This window comes from Rathayibacter sp. VKM Ac-2927 (assembly GCF_022815525.1).
GTDB lineage: Bacteria > Actinomycetota > Actinomycetes > Actinomycetales > Microbacteriaceae > Rathayibacter > Rathayibacter festucae.
This window is the reverse complement of the sequence record NZ_JALGRT010000004.1, coordinates 343,063-360,315: the sequence shown is the minus strand read 5'-3', so window position 1 is coordinate 360,315 and position 17,253 is coordinate 343,063. Positions and strand designations below refer to the sequence as shown.

Below are 17,253 nucleotides of genomic sequence, written 5' to 3'. Positions count from 1 at the left end.
AGCCGCAGCACCCCCCGCACCCTCCATCCGTTCCCTTCACCACTCACCACCTCCCGTCGCCGAAGGCGGCGACGGCCCACCGAGGAGAGACCCAGTGCACCGACCCACCACCCGCCGCCCGACGCCCGCCCGCCGCAGCACGCTGATCGGCCTCGCCGCCGTCGCCGCCTCGGCCTCGCTCGTGCTGTCCGGCTGCTCCGCCGGCGCGAGCAACGACTCCGGCGAGCCCGCCGGCGAGATCACCGTGCTGACCAACCGCACCGACCTGGTCGACACCACGTTCGCCGACTACGCCTCCACCTTCGAGGAGCAGTACCCCGGCACCACCGTGAAGTTCGAGGCGCTCACCGACTACGAGGGCGACACCAAGATCCGCCTGAACTCGAAGGATTACGGCGACGTGCTGCTCATCCCGAGCTCGAACGTCACGAAGGACGACTACGCGGACTACTTCGAGCCGCTCGGCTCGACCGACGAGCTGTCCGAGAAGTACCGCTTCACCAACGAGGGCTCGTTCGACGGCACCGCCTACGGCATCTCGACCTTCGGCTCCGCGATGGGCTACGTCTTCAACCGCGACGTCTGGACCGCGGCCGGTGTCACCGACCCGCCGCAGACGGAGGAGGAGTACCTGGCCGACCTCGAGGCGATCAAGGCGACCGGCGTCACTCCCTATTACACGAACTACAAGGACGGCTGGCCGCTCGCGACCATCGAGGGCAACCTCGGCACGGTGCAGGGCGAGGACGTCCGCACCGAGATGATCGCCGACGACGCGCCCTGGACCGAGGGCAACGACCAGTACAACATCGACGGTCTGCTCTACGACACGGTCGCCGCCGGCCTCAGCGAGGACGACCCGACCACCACGAACTGGGAGGAGTCGAAGGACCTCCTCGCCCAGGGCGAGATCGGCTCGATGGTCCTCGGCTCCTGGGCCGTCTCGCAGATGCAGGACGCCGCCGAGAAGGCCGGCAAGCCGCGCGACACCATCGGCTTCTGGCCGATGCCGTGGGCGCAGGACGGCGCGTTCACCTCGGTGACCGCCTCGGACAAGTTCCTCGCGATCAACAAGAACTCCGACAACAAGGCGACCGCCCGGGCCTGGATCGACTGGTTCACCGAGGACTCCGGCTTCGCCGCCAGCCAGGGCGCGATCAGCCCGGTGATCTCGGACCCGGCGCCCGACACCCTCGCCGACTTCGACGCGCTCGGCGTGACCTACCTCGAGCTCGCTCCGGACCCGGTCGGCAAGGAGGCCGTCATCAACGACATCGCCAACGAGGCCGAGATCGACCTCTTCGGCAACTCCTACCGCCAGAAGCTGATCGACGCGGCCCGCGGCGCCGGCGACGGCGACAAGCAGTCGCTCTTCGACGACCTCAACTCGCGCTGGGCCGCGGCCCGCGCGGACGTCGCGGAGTAGCAGCCGCCCCTCGGGGGCGACCCGCCACTCGCGGGTCGCCCCCCTCCCCACCCCCTCACGACCGCATTCCCCGGGATGCCGAAAGGATCGACATGGCGATCACCGACGCTCCGCCCCTCGAGGTCGGAGCGAGCAAGCGGGCCGGCGGCGGCCGTCGCGGCGACAGGCCCTCCGGCCGCCGCCAGCGGCTGACCGGGCGCCGCAGCACGCCCTGGCTGTTCCTCGCCGTGCCGCTGGCGTTCCTCGTCGTCCTGACCTACATCCCGGTCGCGAACATGTTCTGGTACAGCGTCACCGACTGGGACGGCCTCGACCCGGACAAGACGTTCGTCGGCCTGGAGAACTACGTCGAGATCTTCACCCGGCCCGAGATCTTCCAGGTCTTCTTCGTCAGCCTCTTCTACCTGGCCGGCGCGGTCGCGCAGCTCGGGCTCGCGCTGTTCTTCGCGACGCTGCTGAGCTTCCAGACCCGGTTCCGCAACTTCTTCAAGGGCGTCATCTTCTTCCCGTACCTGATCAACGGGGTCGCGATCGGGCTGATGTTCCTCTACTTCTTCCGCCCCGACGGCACGTTGGACGCGGTGCTCGGCGCCTTCGGCGTGCAGGACACCCCGCAGTGGCTCGGCGACCCGTCGGTCGTCAACGTCTCGCTCGCGGCGACCTCGGTCTGGCGCTACATGGGGCTGAACTTCGTGCTGTTCCTCGGCGCGATCCAGTCGGTGCCGGAGGAGCAGTACGAGGCCGCGGACATCGACGGCGCGACGTCGTTCGACAAGTTCCGCTACATCATCGTGCCGAGCATCCGGCGGATCCTCGGGCTGTCCTTCATCCTCGCGATCGCGGGCGCCCTGTCGGCGTTCGAGATGCCGTACATCATGACCGGCGGGGCCAACGGGTCGGAGACCTTCGTGATCCAGACCGTCGACACCGCGTTCCGCTACTCGAAGGTCGGCCTCGCCTCGGCGATGGCCGTCGTCCTGCTCGCGATCGTGCTGATCATCACCGCGGTGCAGCGCCGCGTGTTCCCCGACGAGAAGGCGGGCCAGGAATGACCACCACGCAGCCCCGCACGGAGGCCGTCACCGGCCTGCCCGTGACTCCCGCCCCGCGAGGCTCCCGCCGGCCCCGGCGCGGCTCGATGCTCGGTGCGATCGGCAAGTACACCTCGCTGATCGTCGCCTGCCTGTTCGCGCTGGTGCCGATCGTGACGATCTTCATGCTCGCCTTCAAGACGTCGACGGAGTACCGCAGCACCGGTCCGCTGGTCCCGCCGAGCAACTGGTTCAACTTCGAGAACTTCGCGATCGCCTTCAGCCAGGGCGGGATGGTGACCGGGTTCCTCAACACCGGCATCATCCTGCTGGTGTCGGTGGCGGGCACGATCCTGATCGGCACCATGGCCGCCTACGCGATCGACCGCTTCCGCTTCCGCGGGCGCCGGCTCGTGACGGGGCTGTTCCTCCTGGCGACCCTCGTGCCGTCGGTGACGACCCAGGTGGCGACCTTCCAGGTGATCAACGCCCTCGACCTCTTCAACACCCGCTGGTCGGCGATCCTGCTCTTCACCGGCACCGACATCGTCGCGATCTACATCTTCCTGCAGTTCATGCAGTCGATCCCGGTCTCGCTCGACGAGGCGGCGATGCTCGACGGCGCCAGCCGCTTCACCGTCTACTGGCGGATCGTGCTGCCGCTGCTGAAGCCGGCGATCGCCACGGTCGTGATCATCAAGGGGATCGCGGTCTACAACGAGTTCTACATCCCCTTCCTCTACATGCCCTCGCAGGATCTCGGGGTCATCTCGACCTCGCTCTTCCGCTTCATGGGCCCCTTCGGAGCACAGTGGGAGGTCATCGCCGCCGGCACGATCCTCGTCATCGTCCCGACGCTCATCGCCTTCCTCTTCCTCCAGCGCTTCATCTACAACGGACTGACCTCAGGAGCCACCAAGTGACCCACCTCAGCACCGAGCGACTCTCGGCCATCCTCCGCCCCCTGCACGACGGCTGGAGCGTGCGCGCGCTCCGCGGCCCGATCCCCGCGGAGATCGCGGGCGCGACGGTCCCGGCGACCGTCCCCGGACTCGTGCACACCGACCTCCTCGCCGCCGGCCTCATCCCCGACCCGTATCTCGACCAGAACGAGAAGAAGGTCACCTGGATCGGCGAGACCGACTGGGAGTACGCGTCGGTCTTCGCCTGGTCGCCCGACGGGCACGACCGGCACGAGCTGGTCTTCGAGGGCCTGGACACGGTCGCGACGATCACATTGAACGGGACCGTCGTCGCGAGCACCCGCAACCAGCACCGCACGTACCGCTTCGCTGTCGACGGGCTGCTGGTGGAGGGCGACAACGCGCTCGTCGTCCGCTTCGCCTCGCCGGTCGCGGAGGCCGACCGGGCCAGCCTCGAGATCGGCTACCGCCCGCACACCTACTCGCACCCCTTCAACGCGCTGCGGAAGGCGGCCTGCAACTTCGGCTGGGACTGGGGCCTCGACGCGGCCTCGGTCGGGCTGTGGAAGCCGGTCTCGCTGCACGCCTGGAGCGAGGTGCGGCTCGCCGCGGTCCGCCCGGTCGTGACGGTCGACGGGACGACCGGCCGGGTCGCCGTGCACGTCGACCTGGAGCGGACGACGGAGGACGAGGTGGAGCTGACGGCGAGCGTCGACGGCGTGACCGCCTCCGTCACCGTGCCGGCCGGCGAGCGCTCGGCGGTGCTCGAGCTCTCCGTGGAGGATGCGGCCCTGTGGTGGCCGCGCGGCTTCGGTGAGCAGCCGCTGTCGCTGCTCGACGTCGAGGCGAGCGTCGGCGGCGCCGTCGTCGACGGCCGGACGCTGCGGATCGGCTTCCGCACGATCGAGGTGCAGCTGGACCGCGACGAGGAGGGCACCTCGTTCCGCTTCGTCGTCAACGGCGAGCCGGTCTGGATCCGCGGCGCCAACTGGATCCCCGACGACGCCTTCATCACCCGCGTCGACCGCGCCCGCCTCGCCCGCCGGATGGACCAGGCCGAGTTCGCGAACATGAACCTGCTGCGGATCTGGGGCGGCGGCTACTTCGAGTCGGACGACTTCTACGAGCTCTGCGACGAGCGCGGGATCCTCGTCTGGCAGGACTTCCTCTTCGCCTGCGCCTCCTACGCCGAGGAGGAGCCGCTCTGGAGCGAGGTCGAGGCGGAGGTCCGCGACAACGTGACGCGGATCATGCCGCACCCGAGCCTCGCGCTCTGGAACGGCAACAACGAGAACATCTGGGGCTACGAGGAGTGGGGCTGGGAGAAGCGCCTGCAGGGCCGCACCTGGGGCCTGGGCTACTACCTCGACCTGCTGCCGCGCCTGGTCGCCGAGCTCGACCCCGAGCGCTCCTACACGCCGGGCAGTCCCTGGTCCGGCGACACCGCGATCTTCGCGAACGACGTCGACCACGGCTCCGTGCACCTGTGGGAGCTGTGGAACCGGGTCGACTACCCCGCCTACCGCGACGTGCACGCCCGCTTCGTCGCGGAGTTCGGCTGGCAGGGCCCGGCCTCCTGGTCGACGATCCAGCGCTCGATCTCGGACTCGCCGCTGACCCCCGAGTCGCCCGGGATGATCCACCACCAGAAGGCGACCGACGGCAACGACAAGCTGACCGACGGACTGGTCGCGCACCTCCCGCTGCCCGACGACACCGAGGACTGGCACTGGGCGATGTCGCTCAACCAGGCGCTCGCCGTCACCCTGGCGATCGAGCACCAGCGCTCCGAGAGCCCGCGCTGCATGGGCTCGGTGGTCTGGCAGCTGAACGACTGCTGGCCCGTCACCTCGTGGGCGGCGGTCGACGGCGACGGGACGGCGAAGCCGCTGCTCTACGCGCTCAAGCACGTCTACGCGGACCGGCTGCTGACCGTGCAGCCGCGCGGCGAGGGGCTCGCGGTCGTCGCGGTGAACGACAGTGCTCAGGAGTGGGCGGGCGAGGTGGTCGTGCACCGGGTGCGCTTCGACGGCACGGTGCTCGCGGAGGAGCGGCAGGCGGTGTCGCTGGACGCGCGGTCGGTGGTCACCGTGCCGGTCGGAGTGGGTGCCGCGGACGACGTCGCGGGCGAGCTGCTCGTCGCCGAGCTCGCGGGGGAGCGCGCGTTCTGGTTCTTCGCGGAGTACCGGGAGTCGGCGCTCGAGGCGGCGCGGCTGACGACCTCCGTGCGCGCCGTCGACGGCGGGGCGGAGGTGACCGTCACCGCGGAGAACCTCGTGCGCGACCTGACGCTGCTCGTCGACAAGGTCGACCCGGCCGCGGTCGTCGACGACCAGCTGGTCACGCTGCTGCCGGGGGAGTCGGTGACGTTCCGGGTGAGCGGGGACGGGCTCGATCCTGCCGCGCTCGTCTCGCCGAGCGTGCTGCGCACCGCCAACCAGCTCGTCGCCGACTGGGGCTGACGAGCCGCTCTCCGCGGCGCGCTCCGCGGTGATCGACGGAGCCGACCGGGACCGGCGCACGCCTCCCGGTCGGCTCCTCCGCGCCGTTCGCGACCCGCGCCGCCCACGACCCGCATCGCCCACACCCTTCCGGAGGAAGAGATGACCCCGCAGCTCGCGCTCGCCGTCGACGTCGGCGGCACCAAGATCGAGGCGGCGCTCGTGCGCGCCGACGGAGTGCTCGTGCCGGGCTCGCGCAGCCGGCGGCCGACCGGGCCGGCGCTGACCCCGGCGGAGTTCGGCGCGGCCGTGGAGGGGTGCGTCGTGGAGGCGCTCGCCGCTGCGGGTGCGGGCTCGGTCGTCGGCGCGGGGGTCGGATCCGCCGGCCCGCTCGACCTCGCCGAGGGGCGCATCCGGCCGAAGAACCTGCCGCTGCTGCACGGGTTCGCCCTGCGCGCGGTCGTCGAGCGGCTGCTGCCCGGCCGGCCTGTCGCCCTGCGGCTCGACGGCACCTGCATCGCGCTCGCCGAGCACTGGGTGGGCGCCAACCGCGGCGCCGCGTCCTCGGTGAGCCTGGTGGTGTCGACGGGAGTCGGCGGCGGCGTCGTGCTCGACGGCCGCGCGGTCGCGGGCCGCTCCGGGAACGCCGGGCACATCGGGCAGATCCACGTCGGCGACGCGGACCCGGAGGAGGGGAGCGACGGGACGCTGGAGAGCATCGCCTCCGGACCCAGCAGCGTCGCCTGGGCGCGGCGCCGCGGCTTCGCGGGGACGACCGGCGAGGACCTGGCGCGGGCGGCCGCGGCCGGCGATCCGGCGGCGCTCGCCGCGGTGGCGCGCTCGGCGGCGGCGGTCGGCACGGCGATCGCCGACGTGGCGACGCTGCTCGACGTCCGCGACTTCGCCGTCGGCGGCGGCTTCTCGGCGGTCACGGCGTCGTACCTCGACCTGGTGCGCGAGGCGGCCTGCGAGCGCGCGGTCTTCGACTACGCCCGCGGCCTGTCGATCCGCGCCTCCGGCCTCGGCGGCGCCGGCCCGCTGATCGGCGCGGCGGCCCTGGTGCACCTGCCGGGCCTGCTCGGCGGCTCCGCTGAGCGGGCGGGTCTCGACGGGTCGGCGCCGGGCGGGGGTGAGGGTCTCGATACGCCCGCCTCCGGCGGCCTACTCGACCAGCATGCAGCGCACGCCAGCGAGCTCCATGCTGATCGAGTAGCCGGCGCAGCCGGCGTCTCGAGATCCACCCCCGCAGAGACGGCTGCCGCTGAGCGCCCGCTCCATGCCGCCGATGAGCGCCCACTTCATGCTGATCGAGCAGCCGGCGCAGCCGGCGTCTCGAGATCCGCCCGCACGCACTCCCGGCCCGGCTCCCGGTGACCGCCGCACCGGCGATCGACGCCGAGCACCCGCTCCGCTCGGCCCTCCGCCCCTCGCGCGGCCGCCTGGTCGTCGCCGCGCTCGCGTTCGCGGTCAAGGACAGCCCGCTGTGGATCCTCCCGCTCGTGACCGCGGCCGTCGTCGACGCCCTGGTCGCCGGCGACCCGCCCGAGGCGCTCCTCGCTCCCGCCGCCGCGGGCGCAGCGACGATCGTCGTCAACATCGCCGCGAACGGCGTCTTCGTGCGGCTGTTCTCCTCCTCCGTGCGCTCGATGGGCGCCCGGCTGCGCGAGGCGCTGGCGGTGCGGCTGCAGCTGCTGTCGTTCGGCTACCACTCCCGCGGCAGCGCGTCGGTGGTCCAGACCAAGATCGTGCGCGACGTGGAGAACCTGGAGCTGATGCTGCAGCAGGCGTTCGGCCCGCTGCTCAACGCGCTGGTGATCCTCGTCGGCGCCGGCGTCGCGACGGCGGTGCGGGTGCCCCAGTTCCTGCCCGTGCTGGCGCTGACCCTGCCGCTCGCCGCCGGGCTGATCCTCTGGCTGCGCTCGCGCACCGCCGCGAGCAACGAGACCTTCCGCCTCGACGTCGAGACCATGTCCTCGGCCGTCGGCGAGATGTCCTCGCTCCAGGAGGTCACCCGTGCGCACGGACTGGAGCAGGTCTCCGTGCGGCGGGTCGTCGAGGCCGCGCACCGGGTCGAGCGGGCGGGCACCCGGCTCGACCGGCTGAACGGGCGCTTCGGCGCGCTGTCTTGGAGCAGCTACCAGGTGATCACCCTGGGCTCGCTCTTCGCCGCGGCGTGGGCGAGCGCGACCGGCGCCCTCCCGATCACCGTCGGCGAGGTGGTGCTGCTCAGCTCGTACTTCGCCCTGCTGACCGGGGCGATCACCGGCGCCTTCCAGACCGCGCCCCTGATCACCCGCGGCCTCGCCTCGCAGCGCTCCATCGCCGGCGTCCTCACCGACCCCGACGTGGAGTGGAACGAGGGCCGCGCCGTCGTCGACGCGCTGGAGGGGAGCCTCGCCTTCGAGGACGTCTCCTTCTCCTACGGCGAGCGGCCGGTGCTCTTGGACGTGAGCCTGCACGTCGCCGCCGGCGAGACGGTGGCGCTCGTCGGCGCCTCCGGCTCGGGGAAGTCGACGCTGACCCGGCTCGCGCTCGGCTTCCTGCGCCCCTCGGCGGGCCGGGTCCTGCTCGACGGCCGCGACATCGCGACCCTCGACATGCGCACGGTGCGGCGCTTCGTCTCGGTGGTGCCGCAGGAGTCGGTGCTGTTCCGCGGGAGCATCCGCGACAACATCCTCTACGGCGTCGCGGAGCCCGCCCCCGGGGAGTCGGGCGACGACCGGCTCGAGGCGGCGCTGCGGGCGGCGAACGCCGGCTTCGTCCTGGAGCTCCCCGACGGCTGGGACACGACGGTCGGCGAGCGCGGCGCGCAGCTCTCCGGCGGCCAGCGCCAGCGGCTCGCCATCGCCCGCGCGCTGATCCGCGACCCGCGGCTGCTGATCCTCGACGAGGCGACCGCCGCCCTCGACCCGCGCGCCGAGGCCGAGGTGCGCGGCGCCCTCGAGCGGCTGCGCGCCGGCCGGACGACCCTGATCGTCGCGCACCGCCTGAGCACCGTCCGCTCGGCCGACCGCATCGTCGTCCTCGACGCCGGCCGCATCCTCGAGCAGGGCACCCACGAGGAGCTGCTGGCCGCCGGCGGCCGCTACGCCCGCATGACGGCGGCGTCCTGACGGCCCGCGCCCCCGCTGATCGAGCAGCCGCGGAGCTGCCGCCGACCTGCTGACCGAGCAGCCCGCACCGCGGGCCCCTCATGCTGATCGAGTAGCCCGCGGAGCGGGCGTATCGAGATCCACGGGCGTCAGGACCAGCGCCTGCAGACCCACCTGCTGACGGGGTGGGTCTCGATACGCCGGCCTTCGGCCGGCTACTCGACCAGCATGAACGCCCGCCCGACCGGTCGGCCCGCGCCGGGGTGCTTGCTGACTGCCGATCCCGCGCCGCGGGCCCCTCATGCTGATCGAGTAGCCCGTGGAGCGGGCCACTCATGCTGATCGAGTAGCACGCGGAGCGGGCGTATCGAGATCCACCGTTGTCAGGACCATGGTCTGCAGACCCATCTGCTGACGGGGGTGGGTCTCGATACGCCGGCCTCCGGCCGGCTACTCGACCAGCATGAATGCACCGACCGGTCGGCCCGCGCCGCGGTCCCTGGCGACCGCGGAGCGGGCCGCTCAGTTCAGGATCTCGCCGCGCGGGTCGTCGCGGAGCTCGGCGAGGCGCGTGCGCCAGGCCTGCAGCGCCTCCGGAGTCAGCCGCGTCCAGTCGTGCACCTCGCGGACGACGCGGAGCGGCTCGACGCTGCGGTACGAGCGCGTCGGATTCCCCGGGAACTTCTTGTCCGTCACGTTCGGGTCGTCCTCGAACGGCCCGGTCGGCTCCACCTCGTAGACCCGTGGCTCCGCGTCGCCGGGCGCGAGCTCGGCCGCGAGCCCCGCGCCGTCCGGCAGCGCCGTGAAGTACACGTGGTTCATCACGACCTCGGGCCGGTAGTTCGAGCGCCGCCCCGCCACCAGCCGATCGCCGACCCGCAGATCCGCCTTCGTCCCGTGGAAGAACGGCCCGCTCTCGTCCGCAGCACTCATGCGCAGGACCCTACTCCCGGCCCCGGCCCCGGCCCCGGCCCCGGCCCCGGCCCCGGCCCCGGCGATCCGTCACGGACGGCTCCCGCTTCGCGCGGGAGGCGGCCGTTCCTGACGGATCGCCGAAGCCGCAGGGTCAGGGGAGCGTCAGCTCGCCCTGGTTGAGGACGCGGGGGTGGAAGTAGGCGCTCTGGATGGCGGCGTTCGTGTTGCTGCCGCGCAGCTGCTCCGACCAGATCATGAAGTACGACCAGCGCGTCTGGCTCTGCAGCAGCGACGCGTCCGGCACCTTCCCCATCTCGGCGATCGCGATCGGCTTCGAGCCGGCGATCGACTGCAGCTGCTGGTAGTCGCCGGAGCTCGGGAAGCCCTTGTACCAGACGTCCAGCGACACGACGTCGACGTAGTCCGCGCCCGGGTAGTAGCCCGCCCAGCCGCCCGCGGGGTTGTCCTGCACGTTCCAGACCCAGATCAGGTTGGTCAGGCCCTGCGAGTCGAAGTAGTCGCGCATCTGCTGGTAGATCTTCGCGCCGCCGTTCGCGCCGGAGCGGCCGCCCCACCAGTTCCAGGTCTCGTTCATCTCGTGGAACGGCCGGAACAGCACGGGAACGCCGGCGTCCTTCAGCTGCCGCAGGTACGGGACGACCTCGCTCATCCGCTGCTTCCAGGTCGTGTTGAGCGCCGTGCCGCCGGTGACGATCTGCTGGAACTGCGCATCGCTGATGCGGCTCTTCACGCCGCCGTCGAACGCGCAGGTGCTCGGCCCGGTCGGCGGGCACGCGTGCCAGGCGAGGGTGACCAGCGAGCCGTTGGCCCACTCCGTCTTCGCCTGGTCGACGACGCGCTGGCGGTTCGCGGCGTCGGCGGCGGTGAAGAACAGATCGCCGCCCCACAGGCCCGGGTACTGCCCGGTGATGTCCTTCACCTGCTGCGTGTACTGCGCGGGGGAGCTCGCCGGCTCCTTGTTGTGCTGGCCCGAGACGATGCTCGTCCCGGTGATCGACTGCAGGTACTGCAGGACGGCGGCCTTCGACGTCGCCGGGAACGCCTGCGCCGCGTCGGGCGACGGCGTGACCAGCGGTGCGAGCAGCGCGGCCCCGAGGGCGGCGGCCAGGAGGGTGCGGCGCAGCGGGCTGCGGCGGGCGCGGGATGCGCGGGTGGTGACTCCCCGTCGAGTCATGGTGGTCCTCTCCGCGGACCCTCGTCGGTGAGCGCCCGCACGGTCACCCTGAGCCCTCCGTGCGGCTTCGTCAACCCTTACATCGATTACTAATGATATCCGCGCGATCCACTGCGCAGGAGTTGTCGTACCGGGCGGTCGAGTACGACAACTTTTGGAGGTGGGACGTCGGCGCCGGATCCGCGCGTCCGCCCGCACCCCGCCGACGGCCCCCGCGCAGGCGCCGCTCGGTACTGTGGAGCGGATCCCCGCACCACCCGCCCCCGCCCGAAGGAGCCCCCATGCCCACCACTGTGAGCGGCGTCATCGCCCGGTCGAAGGGGGCTCCCGTCGAGCTCGTCGACATCGTCGTCCCCGATCCCGGACCCGGCGAGGCCGTCGTCGACATCGAGACCTGCGGTGTCTGCCACACCGACTACCACTACCGCGAGGGCGGGATCAGCGACGACTTCCCGTTCCTGCTCGGCCACGAGGCCGCGGGGCGGGTCAGCGCGATCGGCGAGGGCGTCACCCACGTCGCGGTCGGCGACTTCGTCGTGCTCAACTGGCGGGCCGTCTGCGGCGAGTGCCGCGCCTGCGTCCGCGCGGAGCCCTGGTACTGCTTCAACACCTTCAACGCGACGCAGAAGATGACCCTCACGGACGGCACCGAGCTCAGCCCCGCGCTGGGCATCGGCGCCTTCGCCGAGAAGACGCTCGTGCACGCCAAGCAGTGCACGAAGGTCGACCCGGACGCCGACCCCGCCGCCGTCGGCCTGCTCGGCTGCGGCATCATGGCGGGCCTCGGTGCCGCGATGAACACCGGCAACGTCACCCGCGGCGACTCCGTGGCCGTCATCGGCTGCGGCGGAGTCGGCACCGCGGCGGTCGTCGGCGCGAAGCTGGCCGGCGCGAGCACGATCATCGCGATCGACCGCGACCCGAAGAAGCTGATCAAGGCCGAGGAGCTCGGCGCCACCCACGCGATCGACTCCAGCGGACTCGACGAGGCCGGAGTGGTCGCCGCCGTGCAGGCGCTGACCGACGGCTTCGGCGCCGACGTCGTGATCGACGCCGTCGGCCGCCCCGAGACCTGGCGCCAGGCGTTCTACGCCCGCGACCTGGCCGGCACCGTCGTGCTGGTCGGCGTGCCCACGCCCGAGATGACCCTCGAGATCCCGCTGCTCGACGTCTTCGGCCGCGGCGGCTCGCTCAAGTCGAGCTGGTACGGCGACTGCCTGCCCGAGCGCGACTTCCCGATGCTGACCGACCTGTACCTGCAGGGCCGGCTGCCGCTGGACGAGTTCGTGACCGAGCGGATCGGCATCCGCGACATCGAGCAGGCCTTCACCACGATGGCCGGCGGCGACGTGCTCCGCTCGGTGGTGGTGCTCTGATGGGCGCCCGCATCGACCACCTCGTCACCAGTGGCACCTTCGCCCTCGACGGCGGGACCTGGGACGTGGACAACAACGTCTGGATCGTCGGCGACGACTCCGAGTGCGTCGTCATCGACGCGGCCCACGACGCGGAGGCCATCCTCGCGGCCGTCGGCGACCGCACGCTGCGCGCGGTGCTGCTCACGCACGCGCACACCGACCACATCGACGCGGTTGCCGCGCTGCTGGAGTCCGTCGACGTGCCGGTGCTGCTGCACGAGGGCGACCGCGTGCTCTGGGACGCGTACTACCCCGACTCCGCGCCCAGTGGCGTGCTCGAGGACGGCCAGCGGATCAGCGTCGGCGGCACCGAGCTGGAGGTGCGGCACACGCCGGGGCACACGCCCGGCGCCGTCTGCTTCGTCGCCGCCGAGCTGGGCACGGTCTTCACCGGCGACACGCTCTTCCAGGGCGGACCGGGCGCGACCGGCCGCTCCTACAGCTCCTTCCCGACCATCATCGACTCGATCACCGATCGGCTGCTGACCCTGCCGGACGACACGGTCGTCCGCACGGGGCACGGCCCGACGACGACGATCGGCACCGAGAAGCCCGACCGCGAGGCGTGGATCGCGCGCGGCCACTGATGCGGTGCTCGCGGCCGCATGCTGATCGAGCAGCCGGCGGAGCGGGCGTATCGAGATCCGCCGTCCGAACGGTGTGGGTCTCGATACGCCGCGTTCCGCGGCTACTCGACCAGCATGGCTGAGCGCGGTCGCTCGCCTGCTGACCGAGCGGCCCTCCCATGTTGATCGAGTAGCCCGCGGAGCGGGCGTATCGAGATCCGACGCCGTCAGCAGGTGAGTCTGCAGACCCGCCCTGGTGAGAACGGCGGGTCTCGATACGCCGCGTTCCGCGGCTACTCGACCAGCATGTGCTTCCGCGGTCAGCGGCGGGCCCGGCGGCGCAGGACGACGCCGAGCGCGGCGAAGGCGACGGCCATGACGAGGCCGCCGATCAGGAAGGGGGTGCTGCCGATCGCGGCGCCCCAGGCGGCGAGGGCCGCCCACAGCGCGGCGAGGACGAAGGCGGTCGGGGGAGTCATCGTCGTCCTCATCCGTCGATCCAACTCCCTCCGTCTTGGATTCGCGACGCCGGGCGCCATCGATCCGTCAGGAACGGCGGTATCCGCCGCGAGTCGGGCGGCCGTTCGTGACGGATCGCGGCGGCGAGGCGGCGGGTCAGCCGACGGTGACCGGGGCGGCCGAGGGGCGGCGCCCCTCCTTCATCCAGACGAAGAAGCCGAGCAGGGTGAACGCGCCGTAGAAGACGTACATCAGGCCGGAGGCGTAGTAGCCGGCCGAGAAGAGCAGCGGGACGCCGACGATGTCGACGGCGACCCAGATCAGCCAGAACTCGACCCAGCCCTTGGCCATGCCGTAGGTGGCGAGCAGCGAGCCGACGAAGATCCAGGCGTCGCTCCAGACCGGCTCGTAGGAGCCGAGCGCGCGGAAGACCGGGGTGAGGATCGCGGTGCCGCCGACCATGCCGAGCACCAGCAGCCCGCGCGTGCGCCAGGAGGCCCAGCGCGGCGAGATCAGCGTCGTCGCGTCGCTGGGGCGGTGCGTCCAGCGGTACCAGCCGTAGATGCTGACGATGATGAACATGATCTGGCGGCCGGCCTGGCCGAGCAGGTTCACCGGGTTCGGGGTGTCGAACAGCGCGCCCATGAAGACGGTGAAGAGCAGCGCGTTGCCGACGAGGCCGACGGGCCACGCCCAGACCTTGCGCCGCATGCCGCCGAGGGCGCTCAGCAGGCCGAAGACGTTGCCGATGACCTCGCGCCAGAGCACCGTCTGGTCGCCGATCACGATCTGCGCGTCGAACAGCCAGTCCACGATCTGCACGGGAGCCTCCATCGGGCGTGTCGGAGCCCACCCGTGCAACCTCCGGCGGGGCACGGTCATTCCGCGTGGCGCCGATTCGACGGCCGCCGGTCCGCTGTGCAGGGTGACGTCCGTTGTGCAGGCGTGACGTCCGCTGTGCAGGGTGACGTCCGCTGTGCAGGCGATCCGGCACGGGGCGCGCGTGCCGAGCGGGCTTCAACACGTTCCACGCGCGATCACCTGCAGATCGGACCGGGTCCCGCCCGCCGTGCGCGCTGTGGTCCGTTGTGCAGGTGATCTTGTACCGGGAGCGGCTGCCGGGTGGGCGTCAGCGCGTTGTGGGCGGGATCACCTGCAGATCGGACCTAGGGGCTGCTCGTCGGGTGGGTGGCGGTCTGTGTGCAGGCGATCCGGCATCGGGAGCGGCTGCCGGGTGGGCGTCAGCGCGTAGTCGGCAGGATCGCCTGCAGATCGGACGCGGGTCGGCAGGACCTCCGCGGGCTACGCGGCGACGAGCGAGTGCGCCGCGAGCAGCGCGACCGAGCGCAGGCGGGCGGGCGTCGCGAGCGAGGCGTGGGCGACGATGACCTCGTCGGCCTCCGCCGAGCGCGCGAACTCGGCCACGTAGTCGGCGACCTGCTCGCCGGTGCCGACGCCGGTGTAGTGGGTCATGCTCGCGACGTGCGCGCCGACGGGGGCGGTCAGCAGGTGGTCGAGCTCCTCCTCGGAGAACTGCTGGTCGACGGGGATCTGGCCGCTCTGGCGCAGGAGCATCATCAGGCGCGCGCGCTTCATCTGCGCGAACTGCTCCTGGGCGTCCTCCTCGCTGTCGGCGGCGATGGCGTTCACTCCGGCGATCACGTAGGGGGCGTCGAGCTGCTCCGAGGGGCGGAAGCCGCGGCGGTACTCGGCGACGGCCTGGTGCAGCGCGTCCGGCGCGAAGTGCGAGGCGAAGGCGTACGGCAGGCCGAGGGCGGCGGCCAGCTGGGCGCCGAAGAGCGACGAGCCGAGGATGTAGAGGGGGACGCGGGTGCCGGCGCCGGGCGTCGCGCTGACGCCGGGGATGCGGGACTCGCCGGCGAGGAAGCCCTGCAGCTCGAGGACGTCCTGCGGGAAGCGCTCCGAGGAGTCGTGCTCGCGGCGCAGGGCGCGGAAGGTGGCCTGGTCGCTGCCGGGGGCGCGGCCGAGGCCGAGATCGATGCGGCCCGGGTGCAGGGTCTCGAGGGTGCCGAACTGCTCCGCGATGGTCAGCGGGGAGTGGTTGGGCAGCATGACGCCGCCGGAGCCGAGGCGGATGGTCGAGGTCTGCGAGGCGACGTGAGCGATCAGCACCGAGGTGGCGCTCGACGCGATCGAGGCCATGTTGTGGTGCTCGGCGTACCAGACCCGCCGGTATCCGCTCCGCTCGGCCTGCTGCGCCAGAGCGACGGAGGCGGCGAAGCTGTCGCGCGCGGTCTCTCCGGGCGCGATGGGGGCGAGGTCGAGGATCGAGAGGGGAACGGTCATGAGAGAGCCAACGCGGGCGGCGGCCTCCGTGTTCCCGCGGCGGCGGTATCGGGCGGTCGGTTGCCCGGGGAGTCGCGTCCGGCTCGTGGATCCGGCTCGGGCTCGCAGGATCAGCCGGTTCTGGCGTGCCGAAGGTGGATTCGCGTGCCGGACGTGCCGGAGTGGCCGTCGGGCGACCGTCGGCTCGTGGTTTCGACTCGGGCTCGCGGGATCTGCGGTTTCGAGCGTGCCGGAGGTGGTTTCGCGTGCCGGAGGTTCGGGGTGTGGCCGGTGGGTCGACCTTCGGCTCGCGATTCCTGCTCCGGCTCGCGGGATCTGCAGGTTTCGGCGTGCCGGGGGTGGTTCCACGTGCCGAAGGCGCGGAGGCGGCAGGGGCGGCGGCGCGGGGCTCGCGCAGAACATCAGCTGGGCGACGGTCTCATCTCCCCTCAGCGATGAGACCGGCTCTCAGCTGATGTCGTGCGGAGGACCGCGGCCGCACCCCCTCGCGGATCCGCCCGGTCAGCCCTCGATCGGCAGCAGGATGCCCTTCACCGTCTCGTCGGTGGCGAGGAACTCCTGCACGGCCGGGTCCTGGAAGGCGGCGACGAGCTTCTCGATGTTGGCGGTGTCCCTGTACTTCGAGCCGATGGTGAGCTGACCGGCGAAGTCGTCGGGGGCCTGGGGCGCGAAGATCTGCTTCTCGATCGGGATGTCGGCGGCGAGGTAGTACTCGGTGTAGCCGACGGCCGCGTCGAGGTCGGGCAGGGCGCGGGACTGGGCGGCGAAGTCGAGCAGCGTGAACTGCAGGTTCTTCGGGTTCGAGGCGATGTCGTCCTGGGTCGCGGTGCCGGGCTCCGTGCCCTCCTTCAGCGTGATCAGGCCGGCCGACTGCAGCAGCCAGAGGCCCTGGGCCTCGTTCGCCGGGTCGGAGTAGAGCGAGATCGTGCCGCCGTCGGGGATCTCGAAGACGTCGCCGTACTTGTCGCTCCAGAGGCCGAAGCCCCAGCGGAAGACGGGCGTGGCCGCCTCCTCCTCGAAGTCGGGGTTGGCCTCGAGCACCTGGCCGAGCCAGAGCTTGTGCTGGTAGACCGTCGCGGCGACCTCGCCCTCGCTGACGGCGCGGTTGATCGTGTTGCTGTCCGAGAGGCCCTTGAAGGCGACCGTGATGCCGTAGCGCGGCGCCACCTCCTCCGCCACGAAGTTCACGAGCGCCTGCTCCGACGCGTTGCCCTCGGCGGTCGCGACGTAGAGGGTCGCGCCCTCCTGCTCGTTCGCCGAGACGGCGGGCGACAGCAGCGGCACGGCGACGAGCGCGCCGACGCCGACCACGACGACGGCGGCACCGGCGATCCAGGGCCAGCGGCGCTTCTTCTTCAGCTCGAAGCCGAGGTCCTCGGGGCCGGAATTCTCGGTGCCGGGATTCTCAGGAAGGGACTTCTCGGGTCGGGGGTTCTCAGTGGACATGGCAGTGCCTTTCGAGCGGTCGCGGCCGGACGGC

14 protein-coding genes are annotated in these 17,253 nt (G+C 71.8%); 8 read left to right on the top strand and 6 right to left on the bottom strand.

What is annotated here, in order from left to right; translation table 11 throughout:
• The first annotated feature begins 94 nt into the window (after positions 1-94).
• The 6 genes from MT353_RS14365 (at position 95) to MT353_RS14340 (ending at position 8,934) form a co-directional block, all read left to right on the top strand.
• Positions 95-1,426 carry an ABC transporter substrate-binding protein gene (locus tag MT353_RS14365; protein WP_243624929.1) on the top strand — a complete coding sequence of 444 codons (1,332 nt, stop codon included), beginning with the start codon at positions 95-97 and terminating at the stop codon, positions 1,424-1,426.
• A gap of 92 nt (positions 1,427-1,518) precedes the next feature.
• On the top strand, positions 1,519-2,478 hold the full coding sequence (locus MT353_RS14360) for a carbohydrate ABC transporter permease (RefSeq protein ID WP_123731482.1): 960 nt from the start codon (positions 1,519-1,521) through the stop codon (positions 2,476-2,478).
• Positions 2,475-3,380 carry a carbohydrate ABC transporter permease gene (locus MT353_RS14355; protein WP_160086231.1) on the top strand — a complete coding sequence of 302 codons (906 nt, stop codon included), beginning with the start codon at positions 2,475-2,477 and terminating at the stop codon, positions 3,378-3,380. The genes MT353_RS14360 and MT353_RS14355 overlap by 4 nt, the downstream gene beginning before the upstream one ends.
• Positions 3,377-5,842 (top strand): glycoside hydrolase family 2 protein, encoded by a 2,466-nt coding sequence (locus MT353_RS14350; protein WP_243624928.1) that lies wholly within the window; start codon positions 3,377-3,379, stop codon positions 5,840-5,842. Before MT353_RS14355 ends, MT353_RS14350 begins: the two co-directional genes overlap by 4 nt.
• A gap of 141 nt (positions 5,843-5,983) precedes the next feature.
• Positions 5,984-7,195 (top strand): ROK family protein, encoded by a 1,212-nt coding sequence (locus MT353_RS14345; protein ID WP_243624927.1) that lies wholly within the window; start codon positions 5,984-5,986, stop codon positions 7,193-7,195.
• Positions 7,192-8,934, top strand: a complete 1,743-nt coding sequence (locus tag MT353_RS14340) for an ABC transporter ATP-binding protein (protein WP_243624926.1) — start codon at positions 7,192-7,194, stop codon at positions 8,932-8,934. Before MT353_RS14345 ends, MT353_RS14340 begins: the two co-directional genes overlap by 4 nt.
• 501 nt (positions 8,935-9,435) lie before the next feature.
• Here MT353_RS14340 and arr read toward each other — a convergent pair.
• Positions 9,436-9,846: an NAD(+)--rifampin ADP-ribosyltransferase gene (arr, locus tag MT353_RS14335; RefSeq protein WP_243624925.1), complete on the bottom strand. Its 411-nt coding sequence runs from the start codon at positions 9,844-9,846 to the stop codon at positions 9,436-9,438.
• A gap of 133 nt (positions 9,847-9,979) precedes the next feature.
• Positions 9,980-11,023, bottom strand: a complete 1,044-nt coding sequence (locus MT353_RS14330) for a glycoside hydrolase family 26 protein (protein WP_243624924.1) — start codon at positions 11,021-11,023, stop codon at positions 9,980-9,982.
• Positions 11,024-11,304: 281 nt separating this feature from the next.
• On the opposite strand from MT353_RS14330, the gene MT353_RS14325 reads away from it, so the two are divergent.
• Together MT353_RS14325 and MT353_RS14320 are read left to right on the top strand one after the other, a co-directional pair.
• A complete protein-coding gene (locus MT353_RS14325; RefSeq protein WP_243624923.1) occupies positions 11,305-12,399 on the top strand; it encodes an S-(hydroxymethyl)mycothiol dehydrogenase in 1,095 nt (364 codons plus the stop codon).
• Positions 12,399-13,028: an MBL fold metallo-hydrolase gene (locus tag MT353_RS14320; protein WP_243624922.1), complete on the top strand. Its 630-nt coding sequence runs from the start codon at positions 12,399-12,401 to the stop codon at positions 13,026-13,028. Before MT353_RS14325 ends, MT353_RS14320 begins: the two co-directional genes overlap by 1 nt.
• A 299-nt stretch (positions 13,029-13,327) precedes the next feature.
• Here the strand turns inward: MT353_RS14320 and MT353_RS14315 are convergent, their stop codons facing one another.
• The 4 genes from MT353_RS14315 to MT353_RS14300 form a co-directional block, all read right to left on the bottom strand.
• The gene (locus MT353_RS14315) at positions 13,328-13,486 is read right to left on the bottom strand and encodes a hypothetical protein (protein ID WP_165909111.1); all 159 of its coding nucleotides are present in this window, start codon (positions 13,484-13,486) and stop codon (positions 13,328-13,330) included.
• 136 nt (positions 13,487-13,622) lie between these two features.
• Positions 13,623-14,288, bottom strand: coding sequence for a nicotinamide riboside transporter PnuC (pnuC, locus tag MT353_RS14310; RefSeq protein WP_127887959.1), 666 nt, complete (start codon positions 14,286-14,288; stop codon positions 13,623-13,625).
• 480 nt (positions 14,289-14,768) lie between these two features.
• Positions 14,769-15,773 (bottom strand): LLM class flavin-dependent oxidoreductase, encoded by a 1,005-nt coding sequence (locus MT353_RS14305; protein ID WP_123706173.1) that lies wholly within the window; start codon positions 15,771-15,773, stop codon positions 14,769-14,771.
• Between the two features lie 501 nt (positions 15,774-16,274).
• Positions 16,275-17,219: a MetQ/NlpA family ABC transporter substrate-binding protein gene (locus tag MT353_RS14300; protein WP_243624920.1), complete on the bottom strand. Its 945-nt coding sequence runs from the start codon at positions 17,217-17,219 to the stop codon at positions 16,275-16,277.
• Positions 17,220-17,253 lie beyond the last annotated feature (34 nt).